This is a genomic window from Paraburkholderia lycopersici (assembly GCF_900096975.1).
In the GTDB taxonomy this organism is placed as follows: domain Bacteria; phylum Pseudomonadota; class Gammaproteobacteria; order Burkholderiales; family Burkholderiaceae; genus Paraburkholderia; species Paraburkholderia lycopersici.
The window spans coordinates 1-20,399 of the sequence record NZ_FMYQ01000020.1 but is presented as its reverse complement, the minus strand read 5'-3'; the positions used below and the strand labels follow the sequence as shown (position 1 = coordinate 20,399).

The window sequence follows — 20,399 nt, the reverse complement described above, 5'->3', positions numbered from 1 at the left end:
GCAAGGGCCGCTCATTGGCGGCCCTTGAACCGTCTTGCGCGGCGCTCGCGGCTTATACGATCGTGAGCGTCACGTCGATGTTGCCGCGCGTGGCGTTCGAGTACGGACACACGATGTGCGCCTTGTCGACGAGCGCCTGGGCGGCCGCGCGATCCATGCCGGGCAGCGAAATCTTCAGTTCGACTTCAATGCCGAAGCCATTCGGAATCTGGCCGATGCCCACATTGCCGGTGATCGAGAGATCGGCGGGCAGCGCGATCTTGTCGCGCGCCGAGACGAACTTCATGGCACCGATGAAGCACGCGCTGTAGCCGGCCGCGAAGAGCTGCTCCGGGTTCGTGCCGTCGCCGCCTGCCCCGCCGAGTTCGCGCGGCGTGGTGAGTTTGAGATCCAGATGGCTGGCCGGAATGACGGCGCGGCCGTCGCGGCCTCCGGTGACGTTGGCTTCGGCGCGGTAGAGGACTTTTTCGATCGACATGACAGACTCCTTGTTGAGCAATGACGTTGGGTTGAGGGTGCGGCTGATACAGCTTTCAAACTAATGGCGCCAGGCGACAGCCATGTGCGCCACGGTCCAGCAGAAGGAGGGCAACGCGTACGGGTTCACGATCGTCAATCTACGGATCTATCTATTAAAAGATAGATTTCGGGTCGCGGAAACACGTTCATGATGCGCCTCTTTCAAGCTATCTATCAGAAGATAGATTTGGAGGTTCAAAAAAAGGAGGCGGCAGGCCGCCCCGCGTTATGAGTCCGGTGTTTCATTGAGCCACGCGCCACATGGCTTCCACATCTTCGAGGCGCGACTTCGTGTGAAACAGGCGGCTTGCCAGCACGCTACCCTGCAACGCCGCGAACAGCGTGCGAGCGGCGCTTTCCGGTTTGCCCCTTACGACCAGGGTGCCTTCCTTCGCGCCCTGCGCCAGCACAGTGGCGAGCCAGCTTTCGTTGGCGCGGAAGAATGCCTGCACGGCATGGCGCACGCTTTCGGGCAGCGACTCGATGTCGGCCGCCAGCATGCCGCACAGGCAGATCTGGTCGCCGTCGCCCAGCGTCTTGCCGAACAAGCGCGTGTATACAGTGAGCTTTTCGCCCGCCGGCAGCGCCGCATCGACGGATTGCAGTCCCGTCATCACCTCGTCGCTGTACTGGTTCACGGCTTCGAGCACCAGGTCGTCTTTCGAGGGAAAGTAATAGTGGATGCTCGACGTTTTCACGCCCACCAGTTCGGACAGGTCGCGGTAGCTGAAGCCGTTGTAGCCGCGCAGCATCATGAGCGTGATGGCGTGGTCGAGAATCTGCTCCCGCACGGTCAGTTTCGTTTCCATGGACTTCAATTTATCTACTGGAAGATAGATTGTCAAGCGGGCCTGCAAAAAAATTTCCGCTGCGTGGGGCGCGGCCGTTGCAAAGCCGCCCCCATGGCGACCTCAGATTCCGCGCTGACCGGCGCTGAAAATGAGGCGCAGGCCGAGCGCCGCGATGGCGCCGGCCGCAATGCGGTCGATCCAGTGCTTGGCGCGCAGGTAAAGATCGCGCGGGCGCTGGCTCGAGAAGCACAGTGCCACGACCGTGTACCAGCCCGTTTCGATCGCGAACACGAGCGGCGGCAACGCGAAATAGCACCAGAGCGGCGGGTCGTGCGGCAGCAGCGCGACGAAGATGCTGCCATACGCGATGGCCGTTTTCGGATTGCTCAACTGGGTGGTGAGGCCGCTCCAGTACGACTTGCCGGGGCGCTCGCCCGGCGCGGCGGTCTTGCTCACCGCGACCGGCGTGCCGGCGCCGCGCCAGATGCGCGAAGCGATGTAGAGCAGATAGGCGCCACCCGCGATTTTCAGCGCGGCGTACAGCCAGGCAACGGTGGCGAGCACTGTATAGAGCCCGGCGAGCGCGACGCCCGCAAAACAGATCGCGCCGGTGCCCATGCCGAGCGCGGTAGCCACGCCGTCGCGGCGTGACAGGCCAATCGAATTGCGGGCAACGAGGACGAAGCTCGGCCCGGGACTCATGGCCCCAAGCAGTACGGCGAGGAGAATGCTGGCAACGGCGGCGAGGGGAGACATGTGGGCGACTCCAGGCTGGAACGGGAACCCAGAACACTATCACGCCAGTAGTCTGCCGCGAGCGCGTGCCCCGTCTGAACGAGCCGGTTATCCCGAGCGATTGCCGGCGCCGCGCTCGCGGTTCCAGTGGCGCAACAGCACGCGCGTTTGCTCCGCGATACTCGACTTCAGGAATTCGGCCTTCGCGGCGTCGATGTCGTCCCAACCGAGCATCGAGAGCGTCGAGCGGCGCGCGATGAAGAAAAGCAGAAATTGCCCGTACAGGCTGAACATGCGCACGACGGTAAGCGGATCGCGCGCCGGCATGCCGGTGATGCGCTCGAGCAGTTCCACGTTGATGTCGTTGAGCGGCGTGCGCACGCGCTTGCGGAGGATTTCCGAGCCGATCTCGGGCTCGCCGCCGCCCTGTTCGCGCGCGAAAAAGAGCCGCTGGTCCGGCTCGTGGCGCTTGACGAACGTGCGATCGGCGACGGCGGCCTGGATGTCGATGAAGGCATCGATCAGCGCTTCGGTGCCGGCATTGTCCGCGAGTGCCTTGCGTGCGCGCAGTACCGCGGGTTCGAAGGCATGCCACGACTCGTCGGCGATGGACTCGGCACAAGCGCGATAGAGGCCTTCCTTGTTCTCGAAGTAGTACTGCAGCGCCGGCGCGTTCACGCCCGCGCGGGCCGCGATGTCGCGCGTGGAGGCGCCGTCGAAGCCGTGCTGCCCGAACAGGCCGATGGCCGCCTCGACGATCTTGCGCCGCGTTTCGTCGCCGCGCGCATAGCCTCCTTCGGGCGGGCGCCGCAGTTTCTTGCCTTCGCTCATGGGTTTCCTTTCGTATCCCCGCGAAATATAACACTTGACACAATTTTTCCGGATGGAATAATTTTGCCGACTGGAATAAATTGAGATCCCAACGACATGTCTACGACTGCAGGCGCGCCCGGACGCGACGTGCCGGACGCCGCCGCTGCGCCCGCGCGGCGCGGCGCGAAACGAACCCTCCTGATGCTGCTGGGCCTTGCCGCGCTCGTCGCCGCAGCGGTGTGGCTCGGGCACTGGTGGGTGGTCGGCCGCTTCATCGAATCCACCGACGACGCCTATCTCCAGGCCGACAGCGTGACGATCGCCCCGAAGGTGAGCGGCTACGTGACCGACGTCTACGTGGCCGACAACCAGGCCGTGAAGGCGGGCGATCCGTTGGTCAAGCTCGACGCGCGCCAGTATCAGGTGGCGCTCGACCAGGCGCGCGCGACTGTCGACGCCCGCATCGCGGACATCGAGCATGCGCAGGCGCAAATCGAGCAGCAGCGCGCGAACGTTGCTCAGGCGCAGGCTCAGCAGCAGGTCGCGCAGGTGAGTCTGCGTCACGCGAACGACGAAGTGGCGCGCTACACGCCGCTCGCGGCCACGGGTGCGGAAACGACCGAGCGGCTCGCCGAACTCAAGAGCAACCGCGACCAGGCGCAGGCCACGCTCGCCGCCGACGCAGCCGCCGTCACGTCCGCGCGCTCGCAGATCGCCGCGCTCGAGGCGCAGCTTTCGCAGGCGCGCGCGCAGCTCGAGGCGGCCCGCGCGAATGCCGCTCAGTCGCAGCTCGACCTCGACAACACCGTGGTGAAGAGCGCGCTCGCGGGCCGCGTGGGCGACCGCACCGTGCGCGTGGGCCAGTATGTGCAGCCCGGCACGCGCATGCTGGCGGTCGTGCCGGTACAGAGCACCTACCTCACGGCGAACTTCAAGGAAACGCAGATCGGCCGCATGCGGGCGGGTCAGCCCGTGGAATTGCACGTCGACGCGTTGCCCGCCCACACGCTGCACGGCGTGGTGGACAGCTTCTCTCCCGGCACCGGCGCGCAGTTCGCGCTGCTGCCCCCCGAGAACGCCACCGGCAACTTCACGAAGATCGTGCAGCGCGTGCCGGTGCGCATCCGCCTCGAAACGGGGCCCGAGACGCGCGGCGTGCTGCTGCCGGGCATGTCCGTGACCGTCGATGTCGACACGCGCTCGGCGCGCGACGACGATCGTCGCATCGATCAGGAAAATCATCGTGGCTGACGCAGCGGCGCCGCATCCGCACGGCGAGCGCGCGAGCGCGGCCGACTGGATCGCCGTCGCGGCGGGCGCGCTCGGCGCGCTGATGGCGACGCTCGACATCTCCATCACCAACTCGGCCCTTCCGCAGATCCAGGGCGCGATCGGCGCAACGGGCACCGAGGGCACGTGGATCTCCACGGGTTACCTCATGTCCGAGATCGTGATGATTCCGCTTGCCGCATGGCTTACGCGCGTGTTCGGACTGCGAAATTTCCTGCTCGCGAACTCGGCGCTCTTCATCGGCTTCTCGATGATGTGCGGCTGGTCGAACACGCTCGGGGTGATGATCGCGGGCCGTATCGGCCAGGGCTTCACGGGCGGCGCGATGATTCCCACCGGCCAGACCATCATCCGCACGCGTCTGCCGCTTTCGCAACTGCCCGTGGGCATGACCGTATTCGGCCTGATCGTGCTGCTGGGCCCGTTGCTCGGCCCCGTGGTCGGCGGCTGGCTCGCCGAGAACATCAGCTGGAGCTGGTGCTTCTTCATCAACCTGCCGGTGTGTCTTGCGCTCATCACGCTGCTCGTGGTCGGGCTCGAACCCGACCGGCCGCACTGGGAGGCGTTTCTCAAGGCGGACTGGCTCGGCATCGTCGGGCTGGCGGTGGGCCTGAGCTCGCTGACCGTCGTGCTCGAGGAGGGCCAGCGCGAGCGCTGGTTCGAGTCGCACTTCATCGTCGCGCTCACGTGGGTCTCGCTAGCAGGCATGGCCCTCATCGCGCTTTCGCAGTTCACGGCGAAAAAGCCCATCCTGCGCCTTTCGCTCATGCGCAATCCGCGCTATGCGAGCGTGATCGTCATCGTGTTCGCGGTGGGGGCGGGCCTTTACGGCATCTCTTACTTGCTGCCGCAATTTCTGAGCCTCGTCGCCGGCTACAACGCGGAGCAGGCGGGCGCCATCATGCTGCTTTCGGGGCTACCCGCATTCCTCGTGATGCCGATACTGCCGCGCCTGCTCGGCAAGGTGGATTTTCGCGTGCTGGTGGTGTCCGGGCTGCTGCTCTTCACGCTGAGCTGCATGCTCGACATTTCGCTCACGGCGCAAAGCGTGGGTCACGACTTCGTATGGTCGCAACTCGTTCGCGGCGTGGCGCAGATGCTGGCGATGATGCCGCTCAACCAGGCGTCGATGGCGGCCGTCTCGCGCGAGGATTCCGGCGATGCGGCCGGGCTCTACAACATGGCGCGCAATCTGGGCGGCTCGGTTGGGCTTGCGATCATCGGCACGCTCATCGACAGACGCGAGGCCTTCCACACGGCCGTGCTGCGCGAATCGGTCAGCGCCAATTCGCTGATCGGGCAGGAGCGCGTGGCCGCGGGCGCGGCCAACTGGTTCGCGCAGACCGGCGACATGGCGTACTCGCAGATGCGCTCGCTCGGCCAGATCGCTGCGCAAATCCAGCAGCAATCGATGGTCATTACGTATTCCGAAACATTCTGGCTGCTCGGCATTGCGCTGGCGGCGTGCGTGCCGCTCGCGCTTCTGCTCAAGAAGCCGCAGCCGCGCGCGCAGGCGTCGTCTGCCGGCCACTGAAGATGATCCAACCCATGACGGCAACCCGTTACTCCCGATTTCCATTCGCGGCGCTGAGCGTGCTTGCGGCGGCGTGCGCGTTGGGCGCCTGCACCGTGGGGCCCGACTATCGCGGCGCACCTGCCGTCGCTCCGGACGCGGCGCGCGCGGCCTCGTTCGTGCGCACGCCGGCGCAAGGCGTGACGCCCGCGCGCGCGCCGAGCCAATGGTGGCTCGCGCTGAACGACGCGCAACTGAATGCGCTGATCGATGCGGCGCTCGCACACAATCCCGATCTGCGCGCCGCGCAAGCGCGGCTGCGCGAATCGCGCGCGCAACTGCAACAGCAACGCGCCGCCGAGCTGCCGAAGGTCGGTGCGAGCGCTGCGGCGATCCGCATGCGCCAGCCCGACCTGAGCGCTTTGTCGTCGTCGAGCGGCGACTCGGGGCAGAGCGCCTCTTCGGGGCGCGGGCCCATCACGTTCTATACGGCGGGGTTCGACGCCTCGTGGGAAATCGACCTCTTCGGCGGTACGCGCCGCGCCGTGGAAGCGGCGAGCGAAGAGGCGCAAGCCGTAGACGCCGATCTTGCGGACACCCAGGTATCGCTCGCGGCCGAAGTGGCGCAGGCATACATCGACCTGCGCGACGAGCAGCAGCGCCTTGCTCTCGCGCAGCGCACGGCGCAACTGCAGGAGGAAATGCTCACGCTCACCGAGCAGCGCCGCGCGGGCGGCACCGCGGCCGAGGTGGACGTGGAGCGGCTCACCACGCAGGTGGAAAACACGCGCTCCACGATCACGCCGCTCGCGGCGCAAGTGGAGATATCGCTGGATCAACTGGCGGTGCTCACAGGCAAGGCGCCCGGCGCGCTCGACGCCGAGCTCGCGACGGCGCAGCCGCTGCCCGTGCTGCCCGTAAGTGTGGCCGTGAGCGATCCCAACACGATGCTCGCCCAACGTCCCGACATACGCGCGGCCGAGCGGCGTCTTGCGTCGAGCAATGCGCAGATCGGCGAGCACGTTGCCGACTTCCTGCCCAAGCTCACGTTGTTCGGCGATCTCGGCTTTTCGGCCGCGGAGCCAGGACACCTGTTCCGCAAGAGCAACTTTAGCTGGGTGGGCGTGCCGTATCTGCAGTGGAACGTGCTCGACTTCGGCCGCACGCTCGGCGCGGTGCGCGGCGCCGAGGCCTCGCGCGACGAAGCCGAAGCGCGCTACGAAAAGGCCGTGCTCGCGGCGCTGCAGGACGCGAACGCGGCGCTCTCGCGCTATGGCTATCAGCGCGAGCATCTGGTGACGTTGCAGAAGGTGCAGACGTCGGCCGAGCGTTCCGCGACGCTCATGCGGCAACGCTATCGCGCCGGCGCGTCGAGCCTCGTCGATCTGCTCGATACGCAGCGTGCGGAATTTCTCGCGCAGCAGAATGTCGTGTCGGGCCAGGCCGATTTGCTCAAGGACTTCGTATCGCTGCAGAAGAGCTTGGGTCTCGGCTGGCAAACCTCGCAAACGGCCGGGACGGCGACGCCGGGCTAAGCGGGTTCGGCCGGCCCGTGTTCGCGCGCGGCGAGCGTGCGATAACCGGGCCGCGCCGAGATCGCCGCGCCGGCCCGCTTTAGCGGGGCCGCGTAGTGCGCCTTGGCGTCGGCGCCGCGTTGCCGCTTTTCGTCGGCTTCGCGTCGGGCTACCTCGATCACGATCTGCACCTGGCAACGGTCTCGATCTCCACGTGATCGTCGCGCTTCCTGCGCGCAGGAAGCGCGAGTCATCAACCGCGTGCCCGGCCTCGCGCCATGCTGGCGAGCACGCCGTCGCGGCGTATGAGCGCATGAAAGAGCGCGGCGCCCAGATGCAGCAGCACGGTCGCGTAGAGCACCATGGCGAGCCATGTATGGGCCGCGCGCAGCCACGCGTAAAGCGTGACGTCATGGGGCGCGACAGGCGGCAAATGCACGCCGTCGAACAGCACGATGGGATAGCCGCCTGCGGAAAGCATCGACCAGCCGATCAACGGCATCGCGATCATCAACGCATAGAGCGCAACGTGCGAGGCATGTGCGCTTACGCGCTGCCATACGGGCAGATCGGCGGGCAAGGGCGGCGCGCCGCGCTTGAACCGCACGGCGAGGCGCACGATCACGAGCGCAAGCAGCGCGATGCCAAGCGGCCGGTGGAGCGCGAGCAGGCTCTCGTGCAGCCTGGAGACCGTCGAGACCATGCCCACGCCGACGAACAGCATCGCAACGATCAGGACTGCCATCGACCAGTGAAGCAGGCGCTGTAGCACGCTGAAGTGTTGGTCCGGATGCTTCATGGTTGAGCGCCTCCATGGGATTGCGCGAACCCGGCTTCTTCGCGCGTACGGCGATTGAACGAAACGGAATAGGCCGCCGAGCGCGCGGCGAGCAAGGGGTCGTCCGAAGGCTTCAGCCCGTTGGGCAGGATGGTCGGGTCGTAGTTCACGTCGCGGCACATGCCGTCGCTTTGCGGCTCGGCGCGTGTCAATACGAGCGTGCCGGCGTCGATCTGCTCGCGGTCCGCGGGCCATTGCCGCGTGGCGTCGTTCGTCGGATCGCCCGGCGCGGCGACCGTGAGCACGAGGCGCCAGCGCAACGGGCCTGCGGCGAGGCGCGCGTCGAAGTCGTCTGCGAGAAAGTTAGGGTCGGCTTTTTGCGCGGGTGTTTCGGGCGCATAGGCCGTTTCGGGCACCGTCTGCCAGCGGATGGCACGCTTGTTTCCCGCGGCATCGGTGGCGATGAACGCGTTGATGCCATAGAACGCCGTGTTCGCGAAGCTCGACGAAGGCGCATGCGCCTTCACCCAGTCGCGGAACGGCTGCGTTTCCGGGTTCGCCTGAAAGAAGGCGTCGAGCTTCGCGGGGTCGGGCTTGCCCGTCGCCGGGTCCGGCTTCGAGGCCGTGAGCTGGCTGAAAAACTGATTCGGGGTGCGAACGATGAAGACCGGCGTGGAATTCATGCCGGTACGCCATTGCTCGCCGTCCTGCAACTGGAAGAGCAGCGCCATGCTGCGCACCGGCGTGCTCGCATCCGGCGCGGAGGGGTTGCTGCCGGGAATGGCAAAGCGTCCGATCACGGGCGTCGTGCCCGGCGCGAAAACGGCCGCGCGCGAGACGCGTGCGCCGTTGCCGTTGCTCTCGAACGTGCCTTCCACGCAGAGGCCTTTCGCATGATTGCGCCGATAGCCCGTGTGCACCCCATAGTTCGACTCGAAGGTGTCGATGATATGGGGCGCGCTCAGGCGTTTGGGCGTGAGCCATCCCGCGGTCCAGGCGAACGCCGCGGTCGCGCAGCCCATCACGGCCGCGATGGCCGCTAGCCGGCACGGCACGCAGATCGATGGGCGGTTCATGACCGCGCTCCCGCACGCGGGCGTGCGCGATGCAATGCAATCGAAAGCAGGAAATGTGACGGGGTGTGCATGATCGGTCCAGTGGATGGCCCGGGGGCCGTTACTGGCGTCAACAATGGCAACCGGCGTTCTATTCCATGCACGAATGCGATCGGGTTCGAGGGCTCGTGTTTACAACGCTGGAAGCGTCAAATACGATGGACGCGCGGTAACTGCGCCATGGAGGGAGCGATGCTGACTGGCGGCTGTTTATGCGGAAGAATCCGCTACCGGATTTCGGGTGCGCCGATTGGCAGCACCGTATGTCATTGCGTGGATTGCCGGCGCGCTTCGGGCGCGCCGTTCGTCGGCTGGGTCAGCGTGCCGCGCAATGCGTTCCAGCTCGTTGCGGGTGCAACGAAAACGCACATGTCGAGCCCCGGTGTCGAGCGGGCCTTTTGTGCCGACTGCGGTACGCCGCTCACGTATCGGCATGCGGCGTTCGCGGGGGAGATCGACGTGGCCACGGGCACCCTCGATCGTCCCGACGATGCGCCGCCCGACAATCACACCTGGACTTCGCAGAAGCTGGCCTGGGTGCAACTGGCGGACGGCCTGCCGCAATATCCGCGCGCACTTCCCGAACCCTGAAGCACGCGCGTTCGGCAAGAGGCGATCAGCGATGCTCCGAAACGAACTTCGTGACGAGATAGGCTTCCATCGCTTCGCTGCCGCCTTCCGAACCGTAGCCCGAATCCTTCACGCCGCCGAACGGCGTTTCCGACAAGGCGAGGCCGTGATGGTTGATCGACAGCATGCCGGTCTCGACGTCGTCGGCGAGCGCCGCCGAGGTTGCGCTCGAACGCGTGTAAGCATAGGCGGCGAGGCCGTATGGCAGTCGGTTCGCTTCGACGATGGCGTCGCCGTAGCTCGCGAAGCGCGAGATCGGCGCGATCGGACCGAACGGCTCTTCGTTCATGATGCGCGCCGAAAGCGGCACGTCGGTGAGCACGGTCGGCGCGAAGAAGTAGCCTTCGCGGCCCATGCGCTCGCCGCCCGTCAGCACCTTCGCGCCCTGGTCGCGCGCGTCGGCCACGAGACGCTCCATTGCCGCGAGACGGCGGTCGTTCGCGAGCGGGCCCATCTGCACGCCTTCTTCGAGGCCGTTGCCGACCTTGATCGCACGCGTGGTCGCGACGAAGTGCTCGACGAACTCGTCGTATGCGGCGTCTTCCACCATGAAGCGCGTGGGCGAAATGCAGACCTGGCCTGCGTTGCGGAACTTCGCGCCCGCGAGCAGTTTCGCGGCGCGCGGCACGTCGGCGTCGGCGAACACGATGGCGGGAGCATGGCCGCCCAGTTCCATCGTTGCGCGCTTCATGTGCTCGCCGGCCTTCGATGCGAGCAGCTTGCCCACCGGCGTCGAGCCCGTGAACGAGATCTTGCGGATGGCCGGATGCGCGATCAGGTACGACGAAACTTCAGAAGGCACGCCGAACACGAGGTTCAGCGCGCCTGCGGGCAGGCCTGCGTCGATGAATACCTTCACGAGTTCGGCGCAACTGGCCGGCGTTTCCTCCGGTCCCTTGAGCACGACGGTGCAGCCCGAGGCGAGCGCGGCCGACACCTTGCGCACGGCCTGATTGAGCGGGAAGTTCCAGGGTGTGAACGCCGCGATCGGGCCCACCGGTTCGCGCGTGACGATCTGCCGAACGGCGTCCGAGCGCGAGGGAATCACGCGGCCGTAAGTGCGACGACCTTCTTCGGCGAACCAGTCGATCGTGTCGCCGCCCGCGAGCGTTTCGAGTTTCGCTTCGCCAAACGGCTTGCCCTGCTCGCGCGTCATGATCGCGGCGATGTCGTCGGCGCGCTCGCGCAGCAACTGCGCCGCGCGGCGCATGAGCTTGCTGCGCTCGAGCGGCGAAACCTTGCGCCATTCGCGGAACGCGCGCCCGGCCGCGGTGGCCGCGTTGGAAAGGTCCTGCTCGCTCGCGAGGCTCAGGCGGCCGATTTCCGCTTCGGTCGCGGGGTCGATCACGGGAATCGTCTTCGCACCGGCGCGCCATGCGCCGTCGATATAGATCTGGGTGTCGGGATAGGGCTTCACGCTGGAACTCATGATGGGACGATCCTTTTCAACGGTTCAACGACGGATTCTTGCGGCGCGCACGGTAATGCGCGCAGCCACAGCCGGAAAATGCGGAGCGCCCATTGTGCCACCGGATCGTCGATGCTGCAGGACGTGCAGGGGCAAAACGGCGGCGACCGGGGCGCTGGCCTTTTTGAGCCCACACGATGGGCCAACGCATCGACTCATCAAAACTCGAGCGTTGCGTTGGCGACGAAGGTGCGCGTGGCCGATGGCATCACGTAGTAGCCCCAGGCGGCGGTCCAGTAGCGGCGGTTGAACAGATTGTTCACGCCCGCGCGCAGCGTGACGTCCTTGCCGGCCACCTGGGTTTCGTATTTCGCGCTCAGGTCCCACGTCGTATAGGCGGAAACGAACTGCGTGTTCGCGGCATCGACGGCCATGTCGCCGACATATTTGCCTCCGAACGCGACGGTGAGCGCTTGCAGGTACGACGGGTTGTACTCGACGTGGCCCGTGAGCGTGAAGCGCGGCGTGGCATAGACGCGCTTGCCTTCCACGCTGGGGTCATCCACGTCCACGGCTTTTGCGTTCAGCCACATCACGCCGCCCATCAGGCGCCAGTCGCTGGCGACCTGGAGCCAGCCGCTCGCATCCACGCCGTCGTAACGCTTCGTGCCGCTCTGCACGAAAACGTTCGCCGTATTGGTGTACTCGTAACCCTGGTCGATGCGGAACAGCGCGAGGTTGGCACCCCAGCCGCGATGGTCGGCCTTGAAGCCCACTTCATACTGCTTGCTCCTGAGCGGTCCGAAGGTCTGCGGATAGTTGACGTTCGTGTTGCTCGCCGAGCCGCCCTGCTGCAAGCCTTCGACGTAGCTTGCGTACAGCGTCGAGTTCGGGTCGAGCCTGAACATGAGCGCGGCGGTCGGCGTGACCGGGTTCGCGCGGTAGCTCGACATCTGCGACTGGTCGGGGTTGTAGACGGTGTCGCGGAACTGCGTGTAGCGCAGGCCGAGCAGCGCGGACAGGCGCGAGGTGAACTGCACGGTGTCGCTCGCGTAGAGCGCGGTTTGCGTGGTGCGCTCGTGGCGGTACAGGTTTTCGCCGATGTGCACGGCGTCGTTCGTGAGCAGCGTGCTCCCGTAGAGGTTGCCGATACCGAGGGAATAGCCGTCGTTCCAGCCTTCGCTGTCGTCGTATTCGCTTTGCTGCGACTGGTAGCTCGCACCCGCCACGACGTCGTGCTTGAACGGGCCCGTGTCGAACTTGCCCTGGACGTTCGCGTCGACGTTCTGATAGAAGTAGCGCGTCAACGCCGCGTAAAGGGTGTTGTAGTAGTCGCCCCCTGTGTTGAAGACGGAGAGCAGGCTGTCCGAGTTGTAGCGGTTTTCCTTGGCGAAGCGATACTTCACGTTCGCGTGCCAGTTCTGCGAGAAGCGGTAGTCGAGGCCCGTGCCGAACGACGCGATCGCGGTTTCGTACCCGTTCTGCGGCTGCGTGAGCTGGCGTGTAACCTTGCTTGCGTCGGGAATGCCGAGCGGGTTGCCGTTCTCGTCCGAGCCGAAATAGAGGCCGAACAGCGTGCCGTTGGTCTTGCGCCTCTGATAGAACGCGTCGGCCGTCCATGTGAGGTCCGGCGTGATGCGATAGTCGAGCGCGAGCGAAGCGACCTGGCGGCGCACGTGACCGTTCGCTTCCGCGGTGTTGCCGTCTTCGTTCACGAGATTGAGGCGATAGCCAAACTGCTTGTCGCGGCCGAAGCGGCCGCCGAGGTCGATCTTCTGGCTGAACACGCCAGCCGACTGATAGCCGATCGAGAAGCTGCGGTACGGGTCGTCGGTCGGGCGCTTGAGCACGTAGTTGACGATGCCGCCGGGGTTGCTGAACCCGTACATGAAGCCCGAGAGCCCCTTGAGCAATTCGACCTGCTCGAACGGTTCGAGCGACAGCTCGGTGTCCCACGAAGGGAAGTTCTGGCCGTCCACCTTCACGCCGTTGAGCATGTCGACCTGCAGGCCGCGAATACTGAACACCGAGTTCTCGCCGGTCATGTTGTTGCCGACATCGGTCACGGCGGGGTCGTATTTGAAGAGGTCGTTGGCCGTGGCGGCGAGACGATCCTTGCCTTCCTCCGTCGTCACCACGTTGGTCGAGAACGGCGTGTCCACCTGCCTGCGGTTGCCGAGCGCGCCCGCGCTCACGCGCTCGGGCGAGGCGGCCGCGCTATCGCGCGCGGCGCTGACCTTCACGATCGGCAGCGCTTGGGCGTCGCCGGTTTGCGCGTCGGTCTGGGTGTCGGTTTGTGCGCCTTCCTGCGCCCAGCCGGACGTTGAAAGCGTGGCGAGCGTGAGGCCCGCGCTCATCAGCAACGCGGCGCTTGACAGTGCCCGGCGCGCCGGATGGCGGAGGAAATGACCGGAAAGCGGTTCGCGCGAGCGGAAATAGATGGTGTCGAGGCCGGAACAACGGGCGGCGGCAGGATTGTGCATGTTCTTCTGATGAATTGAGCGCGAGATGCCTGGGCGGAGAGTGGGTCTTGACGCGTAATCGCGTTGAAAGCGTTACAAATGTTAATGCAAATGATTCGCATCTACAACAGTAAGGATCGACCTGTCGGTAAGTTGCGAAATCGCTGCACGCGGAAGGGCTCTGGCTTGCGCGAACTGCGCTTTTATGCGTTCCGATGAGGCGGACAGGTGGGCGAATGGCGGACGAGCACGAATCGCGTGCCTGTGGCCGCGAAAAAAAAACGGCGCCCGAAGGCGCCGCAAAAAGGGAAACAGAACAGGCCAAGCCAGGTAAGGACGTGTCTTGTCTCTCGCTTAGCGCAACTGCGTGACGGGTGCAACCGCCGCCGGATCGCTGATGCTCGGCTTGCCGTTCTCGATGTGGCCGGCGAAGCGCCAGGCGAAGCTGGCGTCGTCGCGGCTCGTGACCGAGAGGTCGTACCAGTGATGGCTCGAGGCGAGGACCCACGCTTCCTCGATTTGCCCGCTGGCTGGCACGACCACGTTGCGCTCGCGCGCGCCGTAGGCGTTGTCGTTCACATTCAGATGCGCCACGCCGCTGCCCGCATTCGAGAACCTGAGGAAGAGGTTGCCGTTGGCCACGTCGTAGTGTGCGGTCACGGACGGTAGCGGCGCGCGGCCGGAATTGCCCGGCAGACCCGATTGCGGCGATTGCGTGGCCGTGCCCGCAAACCGCCGCACGAAGCCATTCGGGCCTTGCACCTCGAATGCATAGACGCCGCTGGTCGCGCTCAGGTCCCACGTCTCGTCGAGGGACTTGCCGGCTTCCACGGTATAGCGCCAAGGGCCGTCGCTGCGGTTCGTGCCGTAGATGTAGAAGTGCGCGCCCTGGCGCCCCGTGTTCGCGAACGTGATCCGCAGCGCGTCGTTCTTCGCATCGGGTTTCGCGTTGACGTGGAGTTCGTAGGGCAGCGCACGCGCGTAACGCACGCCGGGTTCCTGCGCGTCGATCGGCTGCGGAGTGGCGGGCACCGTGGGCGCCGAGTTGGCCGAGCACTGGTTGTCGGCCAGCGCCATGTAGTTGCTGGTATCGGGCAGCCTGGGCATGGAGGCGTCCGGCGTGCGGAAGTCGAAGCACGTGGTGAGGTCGCCGCACACCGCGCGGCGCCACGCCGTGATGTTCGGCTCGTGCACGCCGAAACGCGCTTCGATGAAGCGGATCACCGAAGTGTGATCGAACACCTGCGAGCAGACGAAGCCGCCCTTGGTCCACGGCGAGACGACGGTCATCGGCACGCGCGGGCCGAGGCCGTAGGGCAGTCCGTCGGCGGTGTACTTGCCGCCGCGGCCCGCCGGGTTGATGACGTTGTGAATCTCGCCGTCCACGCTCACCGTCGACTTGCCCTGCGCGGAGGTCGTGGGCGGCTGCGGCGGCACGATGTGATCGAAAAAGCCGTCGTTCTCGTCATACATGATGAGGAGCACGGTCTTGCTCCATACTTCGGGGTTCGAAGTCAATGCGTCGAGAATCTGCGAGGTGTATTCGGCGCCATAGGCCGGCGTGTACTTCGGATGCTCGGAAAATGCCGCGGGCGGCAGCAGCCACGAGACCTGCGGAAGATTGTTCTGGAGTACGTCGTTTTTCAGGTCGGCGATCGTGCGCACGGTCTGTGCGCGCTGGTAGAGCGCCGAGCCGGGTTGCGCGTTGATGAAGTTCGCGAAGTTCTGCAGGATGTTCGTGCCGTAGTTGCCGTTCAGCGGATCGTTGCCGTTCGTCCCCTGCTGGTAGATCTGCCAGGAGATCCCCGCGGCCTGCAGGCGCTCGGGATAGGTCATCCACGAAAGCACCTGATACGCGGGCGGCACGTCGCCGTCGACAAAGTCGTTGTTGTCGAGCAGCGGGCCGCCCATCGTGCCGGTCGGATCGACCATGCCGGTCATGAGATAGGCGCGGTTCGGGTGCGTCGGGCCGGGCAGCGAACAGAAGTAGTTGTCGCACACCGTGAACGCATCGGCCAGCGCATAGTGAAACGGAATGTCCGCACGCAGGTAATAGCCCATCGTCATGTCGGTCTTGTACTGCGGCCACTGGTTGTAAAGACCGTTGTTGATCGCGTACTGCGTGGCGTACCACGAATGGTCGAGATCGCCCACGCATTGCGCGCTCGTCTTGAACGTGTCGAGGTGGAACGGCGGCACGGGCTTCGCGGCGTCCTCCTGCGAGGGCTGGTACCACACGGGCAGACCGCCCGGCAGCGGAATCGGCAGGCGGTCGTTATAGCCGCGCACGCCGCGCAAATGGCCGAAGTAATGGTCGAACGAGCGGTTCTCCTGCATGAACACGACGATGTGCTCGACATCGCGGATCGTGCCCGTGCGCGACCAGGCCGGAATGGCCAGCGCATTGCGGATCGACTCGGGGAGAACGGTCATCGCGGCGGCGGCGCCCGATTGCGCGACGGTCTGCAGGAAACGGCGACGGCTGGTTGACGTCATTGTTGCTCACCTTTCTGCTTGAGGTTGGACGGCTCGACGGAGGACGGACACGCAAGCACAACGCTTCAATGGCTGGACGCTGCTGAAGTACTGGAATCGTGGCTGTTGCTGGCCTCGGTTTGCGCACCGTCTCCAGGTGCGTAGCTCATGACCGGCGCGACCTGGTCGCTATCGGCGGCGACGCTGGCCCGCGCGTTTTGCGCGGGATCGCTTGCGGGATTAGCGGCGTTCGCGCCGTATGCGGGCGTTGCGCCCGGATTTGCCGAGGCGTTTGGATCCGGCGATGGCGATGCCGTCGATGCTGCGCTACGCGCGGACGGCGGTTGCGTGGCGGCGCTCTGGCTTTCCGGCGCGGCCGACGTACCCGATGTGTTCGATGTATTCGACATATCGGATGCCGGCGGCGAGCCGTAGCCGGGACCGCATGCGTCTAGCATGATCGTTGCAAGTGCAACCATTGCCACAGTCGACACGATCGTCGACACGCGGCCGAGCCGGCGTATTCTCATGTGCGCATCCGTTCTGTGGGGATGGGTCGCGCACAGTTTCTTCGCCGTTGAAGAAAGAATTGTGAAATGCGCGAAAACGTTTGCGGGCAGCGAAATCTGCTTTGCAAACGTGCCGCACGAAAGGCAATTGCCGGCGACGGCCAGCCGACGAAATGCTTTCGATTTGCGATCACGCGGCGGGCGCGCCGTCGTCGTGAGCGCGATGCAACACGTCGGTCGCGCGATGCGGCATGTCCACCTTGTCGATCAAAAACACTTCGCCGCGCGAGTGCAGCGTACGCAAAGGCAAGATCGCCTGATAGGCGCTGGAGCGATACCACTCTCGCGCAAGTTCGCGGCTCGCGAATTCGATCACGACGAGGTCGCCGGAAAACTTGCCTTCGAGCCGTTCCACGCGGCCGCCGTGAATGATGAATCGGCCGCCGTAAGGCGCGAGCGTGTCGTCGATCTTCTCGAGATACTCGACGATAGCGGGGCAAGGTTCGACGTCGTGCAGATGGGCGATGGCATAGGTGGTCATGGCAGTCCTCGTGAACAAGGGAAGTGGGACGATCACGAGAATACGACGCGGGGGGCCGCGAATCGATTACCCGCGAGGTAAAGCGGCCGCTGCGCGGCGCGCGGGGGCGCGGAGTAAAATATGAAGCCTCCGAAGCCCGGATCGACACGTTTGCGCTTTTCACTACGGCCATGAACCCGACACCCCAGAAGGACCTCGCGCGAAAGCAGCCGCCCAAGTGGCTGCTGAACACCCTCACGGCGCTCGTGGGCGTGCTTACGCTCGCACTCGGTATCGGCTGGATCGTCTACAAGTGGGTGGTCGATCTGGAGATTCCGTACTTCGCCATTCCGCTCGTCATGTGCGTGCCCGTGATCGTCGCCGTGGCGTTCCGCAACATGTGGGATTGAGGCGCGCCGGCGCCACGTGCTTCAGAGCGCAAATCGAGCCGCAAAGCGGGCTGGGCGTTGGCAACAAGCTCGCCGCGCCGTTCGCACCCGCGCGCATATCGATGTGCCGATTTCTTCGTGGCGGCGCAACGCGCGGCGCAAGAGAATGAGCCGCATCTTTTCTCTCTCGCGCAATGCTTTTCACCATGAGCCAACCTGCTGGAGCACGGCGCGGTCATCTGCGCCTCGGCGCTTTTCTCTATCCTACGGGTCACCATATCGCGGCTTGGCGGCATCCTCACGCGAACGCCAACGCGGGCAGCGATTTCGGCCACTACGTCGAACTCGCGCGCGCCGCCGAGGCCGCGAAGTTCGATCTCGTCTTTCTCGCGGACGGTTCGGGCACGCGCGGCGACAACGCCGACTTCCTGAGCCGTACCGCCCACAGCTACGTCGCGCAGTTCGAGCCGATCACGCTGCTCTCGGCGCTCGCGGCGGTGACGCAGCATATCGGGCTGGTCGGCACGGCGTCCACGAGCTTCAACGAGCCTTTTCACCTCGCGCGCAAGTTCGCGTCGCTCGATCACATCAGCGGCGGGCGCGCGGGCTGGAATCTCGTCACGTCGTCGAGCGAGCATGAGGCGCGCAACTTCGGCTTCGACGAGCATCTCGCGCATGCGACGCGTTACGAGCGCGCAGCCGAGTTCGCCGATGTCGTGGCCGGGCTGTGGGATAGCTGGGACGACGATGCTTTCTTGCATGACAAGGCGGCCGGGCGCTTCTTCGATCCGCAAAAGCGCCATGTGCTCGGGCATCGCGGCGAATTTTTCAAGGTGCGCGGGCCGCTCAACGTGGCGCGCGCACCGCAGGGCCGGCCCGTGATCGTGCAGGCGGGATCTTCAGAGGCGGGCAAAGCGCTGGCTGCGCGCACGGCCGAGGTGATCTTCACGGCGCAGCAGACGCTGGAGGACGCCGTGGCCTTCTACGCCGACGTGAAAGGCCGCATGGCGCAATACGGGCGCGAGCCGGGCGACCTGAAGATCATGCCGGGCGTGATGCCGGTCGTCGGACGCACCGAGGCCGAGGCGCGCGAGAAGTTCGAGGCGCTGCAGACATTGATCGATCCTGCGGTGGGGCTCGCAATGGTGTCCACGTTGACGGGCGGCTTCGATTTGTCGGGCTATCCGCTCGACGGACCGATCCCCGAGTTGCCGGAAACCAATGCGAGCAAGAGCCGCCAGGCGCTCACGCTGACACTGGCGCGGCGCGAGAATCTGACGATACGTGAGCTGTATCTGCGTGTTGCGGGCGCACGCGGACACTGGCAACTGGTTGGGACTCCGGAGCAGATTGCCGATGCGCTGGAAGAGCGTTTCGTCAACTACGGCGCGGATGGCTACAACGTCATGCCCGCGCTGCTTCCCGATTCGCTGACCGACTTCATCGAGCTGGTGTTGCCCGAATTGCGGCGGCGCGGACGCTTTCGCAGCGAATACGACGGGCGCACGCTGCGCGAGCATCTCGGGCTGAAGCGGCCGGCGTCGCGATATGCGCGAGAAGCCGTCGATCGGTCTGTCGTTTGATGCATTGATCGGAAGTCCGAACGATATGCCATCGTGCGCGACGGCATGCTTTCGCGCACGATGGCCGTGCGGGCTCAGGGCACGAGCACCTGCCGTCCGACCACCTTCCCCTGCGCGAGCGCTTCGAACGCCTCGTTGATTTCCGCGAGCGGGCGCTTCGATACCGGGGAGGGCTGCATCTTGCCCTCGCGCATCAGCGTCACGAGTTCGCGCAACTCGGGTAGTGTGCCCACGTAGCTGCCTTCGATCTTCAGCGGCCGCATCGGGATGATGGGCAGAGAGAGCGTGAGGTCGCCGCCCATCAGGCCGACGATCACCACATGGCCGCCGCGCGCGCAGGAGTCGAGCGCGAGATTCGCGGTGGGTGTGGCGCCCACGAGGTCGAGCACGGCGCGCGCGCCGCCGCCCGTTGCGTCGACGATCTGCCGCACGGCGTCGACCGCTCGCGCGTCGATGGCGGCGAGCGCGCCGGCCGCGAGCGCTGCCTCGCGCTTGGCGGCGTCCACGTCCACGACGATCGCGCCCTTGGCGCCCAGCGACTTGAGCACTTCGAGCGCCATCATGCCGAGGCCGCCCGCGCCGATCACGACCACAGGCCCCTCGTGGATGCGCGTGCCGAACTTCTTCACGGCCGAGTACGTGGTCACGCCCGCGCAAGCGAGCGGCGCGGCCTTCACGGGATCGAGCCCGGCGAGATCCACGAGATAGCGCGGATGCGGCACGATCACGTAGTCGGCGAAGCCGCCGTCGCGCAGCACGCCAAGCGACTGCGGCTTCGCGCAAATGTTCTCTTCGCCGCGCAGGCAGGCTGCGCATTCGCCGCAGCCTATCCACGGATGCACGACGGCGGACGTGCCGGGCGCGAGCGCTTCGGCCGCTGCGGCGGCGTCGGGGCCGAGCGCCACGACCTCGCCGCAGATCTCATGGCTCGGGGTGAGCGGCAGCTTGATGCCACGGTCGGCGAGCGAGAGCTTCTTGCCGCCGCCCAGATCGTAATAGCCTTCCCAGATGTGCAGATCGGAGTGGCACAGGCCAGCGGCCTTCACGCGCAGCAGCACCTCGGTGCCCCTGGGCTCCGGCACGTCGCGCTCGACGAGTTCGAGTGGCTTGCCGTGATGAGTAACGCAGTAACAGCGCATTTGCATCGATGTCTCCCTGAGTGGTATTAGCGACGGCCCGGCGATCACGATCTCTTCGCATCATAACGGATGCGGCCCGAATTCGGCCGGTCGTTCGATTTTCACGGCGGCGTGAAAAGTGCTAGAGCGTGTTAGGCACTTCCGGCCAGACCTGGTATCCTGGCTGGATGGCAAAACGCAAACCCTACCCGACGGATGTGTCGGACGAAGAATGGA

The 20,399-nt window shown here is 65.6% G+C and carries 19 protein-coding genes; 7 read left to right on the top strand and 12 right to left on the bottom strand.

The features are described 5' to 3' along the window. Positions 1 to 52 precede the first annotated feature (52 nt). From BLU17_RS20440 to BLU17_RS20425, 4 genes are all read right to left on the bottom strand, one after another. A complete protein-coding gene (locus BLU17_RS20440) occupies positions 53 to 478 on the bottom strand; it encodes an organic hydroperoxide resistance protein (protein WP_092000433.1) in 426 nt (141 codons plus the stop codon). Positions 479 to 761: 283 nt separating this feature from the next. Beyond that, positions 762 to 1,328, bottom strand: a complete 567-nt coding sequence (locus BLU17_RS20435) for a TetR/AcrR family transcriptional regulator (protein ID WP_092000430.1) — start codon at positions 1,326 to 1,328, stop codon at positions 762 to 764. Positions 1,329 to 1,430: 102 nt separating this feature from the next. Beyond that, positions 1,431 to 2,066, bottom strand: a complete 636-nt coding sequence (locus BLU17_RS20430; protein WP_092000427.1) for a LysE family translocator — start codon at positions 2,064 to 2,066, stop codon at positions 1,431 to 1,433. Positions 2,067 to 2,153: 87 nt separating this feature from the next. Beyond that, positions 2,154 to 2,876 (bottom strand): CerR family C-terminal domain-containing protein, encoded by a 723-nt coding sequence (locus BLU17_RS20425; protein ID WP_092000424.1) that lies wholly within the window; start codon positions 2,874 to 2,876, stop codon positions 2,154 to 2,156. Between the two features lie 96 nt (positions 2,877 to 2,972). On the opposite strand from BLU17_RS20425, the gene BLU17_RS20420 reads away from it, so the two are divergent. From BLU17_RS20420 to BLU17_RS20410, 3 genes are read left to right on the top strand one after another with little or no spacing between them, the layout of a single operon-like run. Further along, positions 2,973 to 4,109, top strand: a complete 1,137-nt coding sequence (locus tag BLU17_RS20420) for an HlyD family secretion protein (protein WP_092000421.1) — start codon at positions 2,973 to 2,975, stop codon at positions 4,107 to 4,109. Beyond that, positions 4,102 to 5,682, top strand: a complete 1,581-nt coding sequence (locus tag BLU17_RS20415; RefSeq protein WP_245746944.1) for an MDR family MFS transporter — start codon at positions 4,102 to 4,104, stop codon at positions 5,680 to 5,682. The genes BLU17_RS20420 and BLU17_RS20415 overlap by 8 nt, the downstream gene beginning before the upstream one ends. A 14-nt stretch (positions 5,683 to 5,696) precedes the next feature. After that, positions 5,697 to 7,196, top strand: coding sequence for an efflux transporter outer membrane subunit (locus BLU17_RS20410; protein ID WP_092000667.1), 1,500 nt, complete (start codon positions 5,697 to 5,699; stop codon positions 7,194 to 7,196). Here BLU17_RS20410 and BLU17_RS32530 read toward each other — a convergent pair. From BLU17_RS32530 to BLU17_RS20400, 3 genes are all read right to left on the bottom strand, one after another. Then, entirely contained in the window at positions 7,193 to 7,366 is a 174-nt protein-coding gene (locus tag BLU17_RS32530; protein ID WP_176929153.1) for a hypothetical protein, read from the bottom strand. The two genes, BLU17_RS20410 and BLU17_RS32530, sit on opposite strands and share 4 nt — an antisense overlap. A gap of 62 nt (positions 7,367 to 7,428) precedes the next feature. Then, positions 7,429 to 7,974, bottom strand: coding sequence for a cytochrome b (locus tag BLU17_RS20405; RefSeq protein ID WP_092000415.1), 546 nt, complete (start codon positions 7,972 to 7,974; stop codon positions 7,429 to 7,431). Beyond that, complete coding sequence (locus BLU17_RS20400; RefSeq protein WP_092000412.1) at positions 7,971 to 9,029, bottom strand: catalase family peroxidase; 1,059 nt, start codon at positions 9,027 to 9,029, stop codon at positions 7,971 to 7,973. The genes BLU17_RS20405 and BLU17_RS20400 overlap by 4 nt, the downstream gene beginning before the upstream one ends. 231 nt (positions 9,030 to 9,260) lie before the next feature. On the opposite strand from BLU17_RS20400, the gene BLU17_RS20395 reads away from it, so the two are divergent. Beyond that, positions 9,261 to 9,659 (top strand): GFA family protein, encoded by a 399-nt coding sequence (locus BLU17_RS20395; protein WP_092000410.1) that lies wholly within the window; start codon positions 9,261 to 9,263, stop codon positions 9,657 to 9,659. A gap of 25 nt (positions 9,660 to 9,684) precedes the next feature. On the opposite strand, the gene BLU17_RS20390 is transcribed toward BLU17_RS20395, so the two are convergent. The 3 genes from BLU17_RS20390 to BLU17_RS20380 form a co-directional block, all read right to left on the bottom strand. After that, entirely contained in the window at positions 9,685 to 11,127 is a 1,443-nt protein-coding gene (locus BLU17_RS20390) for an NAD-dependent succinate-semialdehyde dehydrogenase (RefSeq protein WP_092000407.1), read from the bottom strand. A 197-nt stretch (positions 11,128 to 11,324) separates the two neighbouring features. Next, positions 11,325 to 13,463, bottom strand: a complete 2,139-nt coding sequence (locus BLU17_RS20385) for a TonB-dependent siderophore receptor (protein ID WP_425434117.1) — start codon at positions 13,461 to 13,463, stop codon at positions 11,325 to 11,327. Positions 13,464 to 13,922: 459 nt separating this feature from the next. After that, a complete protein-coding gene (locus BLU17_RS20380) occupies positions 13,923 to 16,064 on the bottom strand; it encodes a phosphocholine-specific phospholipase C (RefSeq protein WP_092000401.1) in 2,142 nt (713 codons plus the stop codon). Between the two features lie 147 nt (positions 16,065 to 16,211). On the opposite strand from BLU17_RS20380, the gene BLU17_RS20375 reads away from it, so the two are divergent. Further along, positions 16,212 to 16,478 carry a hypothetical protein gene (locus BLU17_RS20375; RefSeq protein WP_092000398.1) on the top strand — a complete coding sequence of 89 codons (267 nt, stop codon included), beginning with the start codon at positions 16,212 to 16,214 and terminating at the stop codon, positions 16,476 to 16,478. 264 nt (positions 16,479 to 16,742) lie between these two features. On the opposite strand, the gene BLU17_RS20370 is transcribed toward BLU17_RS20375, so the two are convergent. After that, complete coding sequence (locus BLU17_RS20370; protein ID WP_092000395.1) at positions 16,743 to 17,093, bottom strand: DUF1330 domain-containing protein; 351 nt, start codon at positions 17,091 to 17,093, stop codon at positions 16,743 to 16,745. 170 nt (positions 17,094 to 17,263) lie between these two features. Here BLU17_RS20370 and BLU17_RS20365 point away from each other — a divergent pair, with 170 nt between their 5' ends. After that, positions 17,264 to 17,482, top strand: a complete 219-nt coding sequence (locus BLU17_RS20365; protein ID WP_092000392.1) for a hypothetical protein — start codon at positions 17,264 to 17,266, stop codon at positions 17,480 to 17,482. A 185-nt stretch (positions 17,483 to 17,667) separates the two neighbouring features. After that, the gene (locus BLU17_RS20360) at positions 17,668 to 19,044 is read left to right on the top strand and encodes an LLM class flavin-dependent oxidoreductase (RefSeq protein WP_092000664.1); all 1,377 of its coding nucleotides are present in this window, start codon (positions 17,668 to 17,670) and stop codon (positions 19,042 to 19,044) included. Positions 19,045 to 19,118: 74 nt separating this feature from the next. Here BLU17_RS20360 and BLU17_RS20355 read toward each other — a convergent pair whose 3' ends face one another. Continuing rightward, positions 19,119 to 20,183 carry an alcohol dehydrogenase gene (locus BLU17_RS20355; RefSeq protein WP_092000661.1) on the bottom strand — a complete coding sequence of 355 codons (1,065 nt, stop codon included), beginning with the start codon at positions 20,181 to 20,183 and terminating at the stop codon, positions 19,119 to 19,121. Between the last annotated feature and the right edge of the window lie 216 nt (positions 20,184 to 20,399).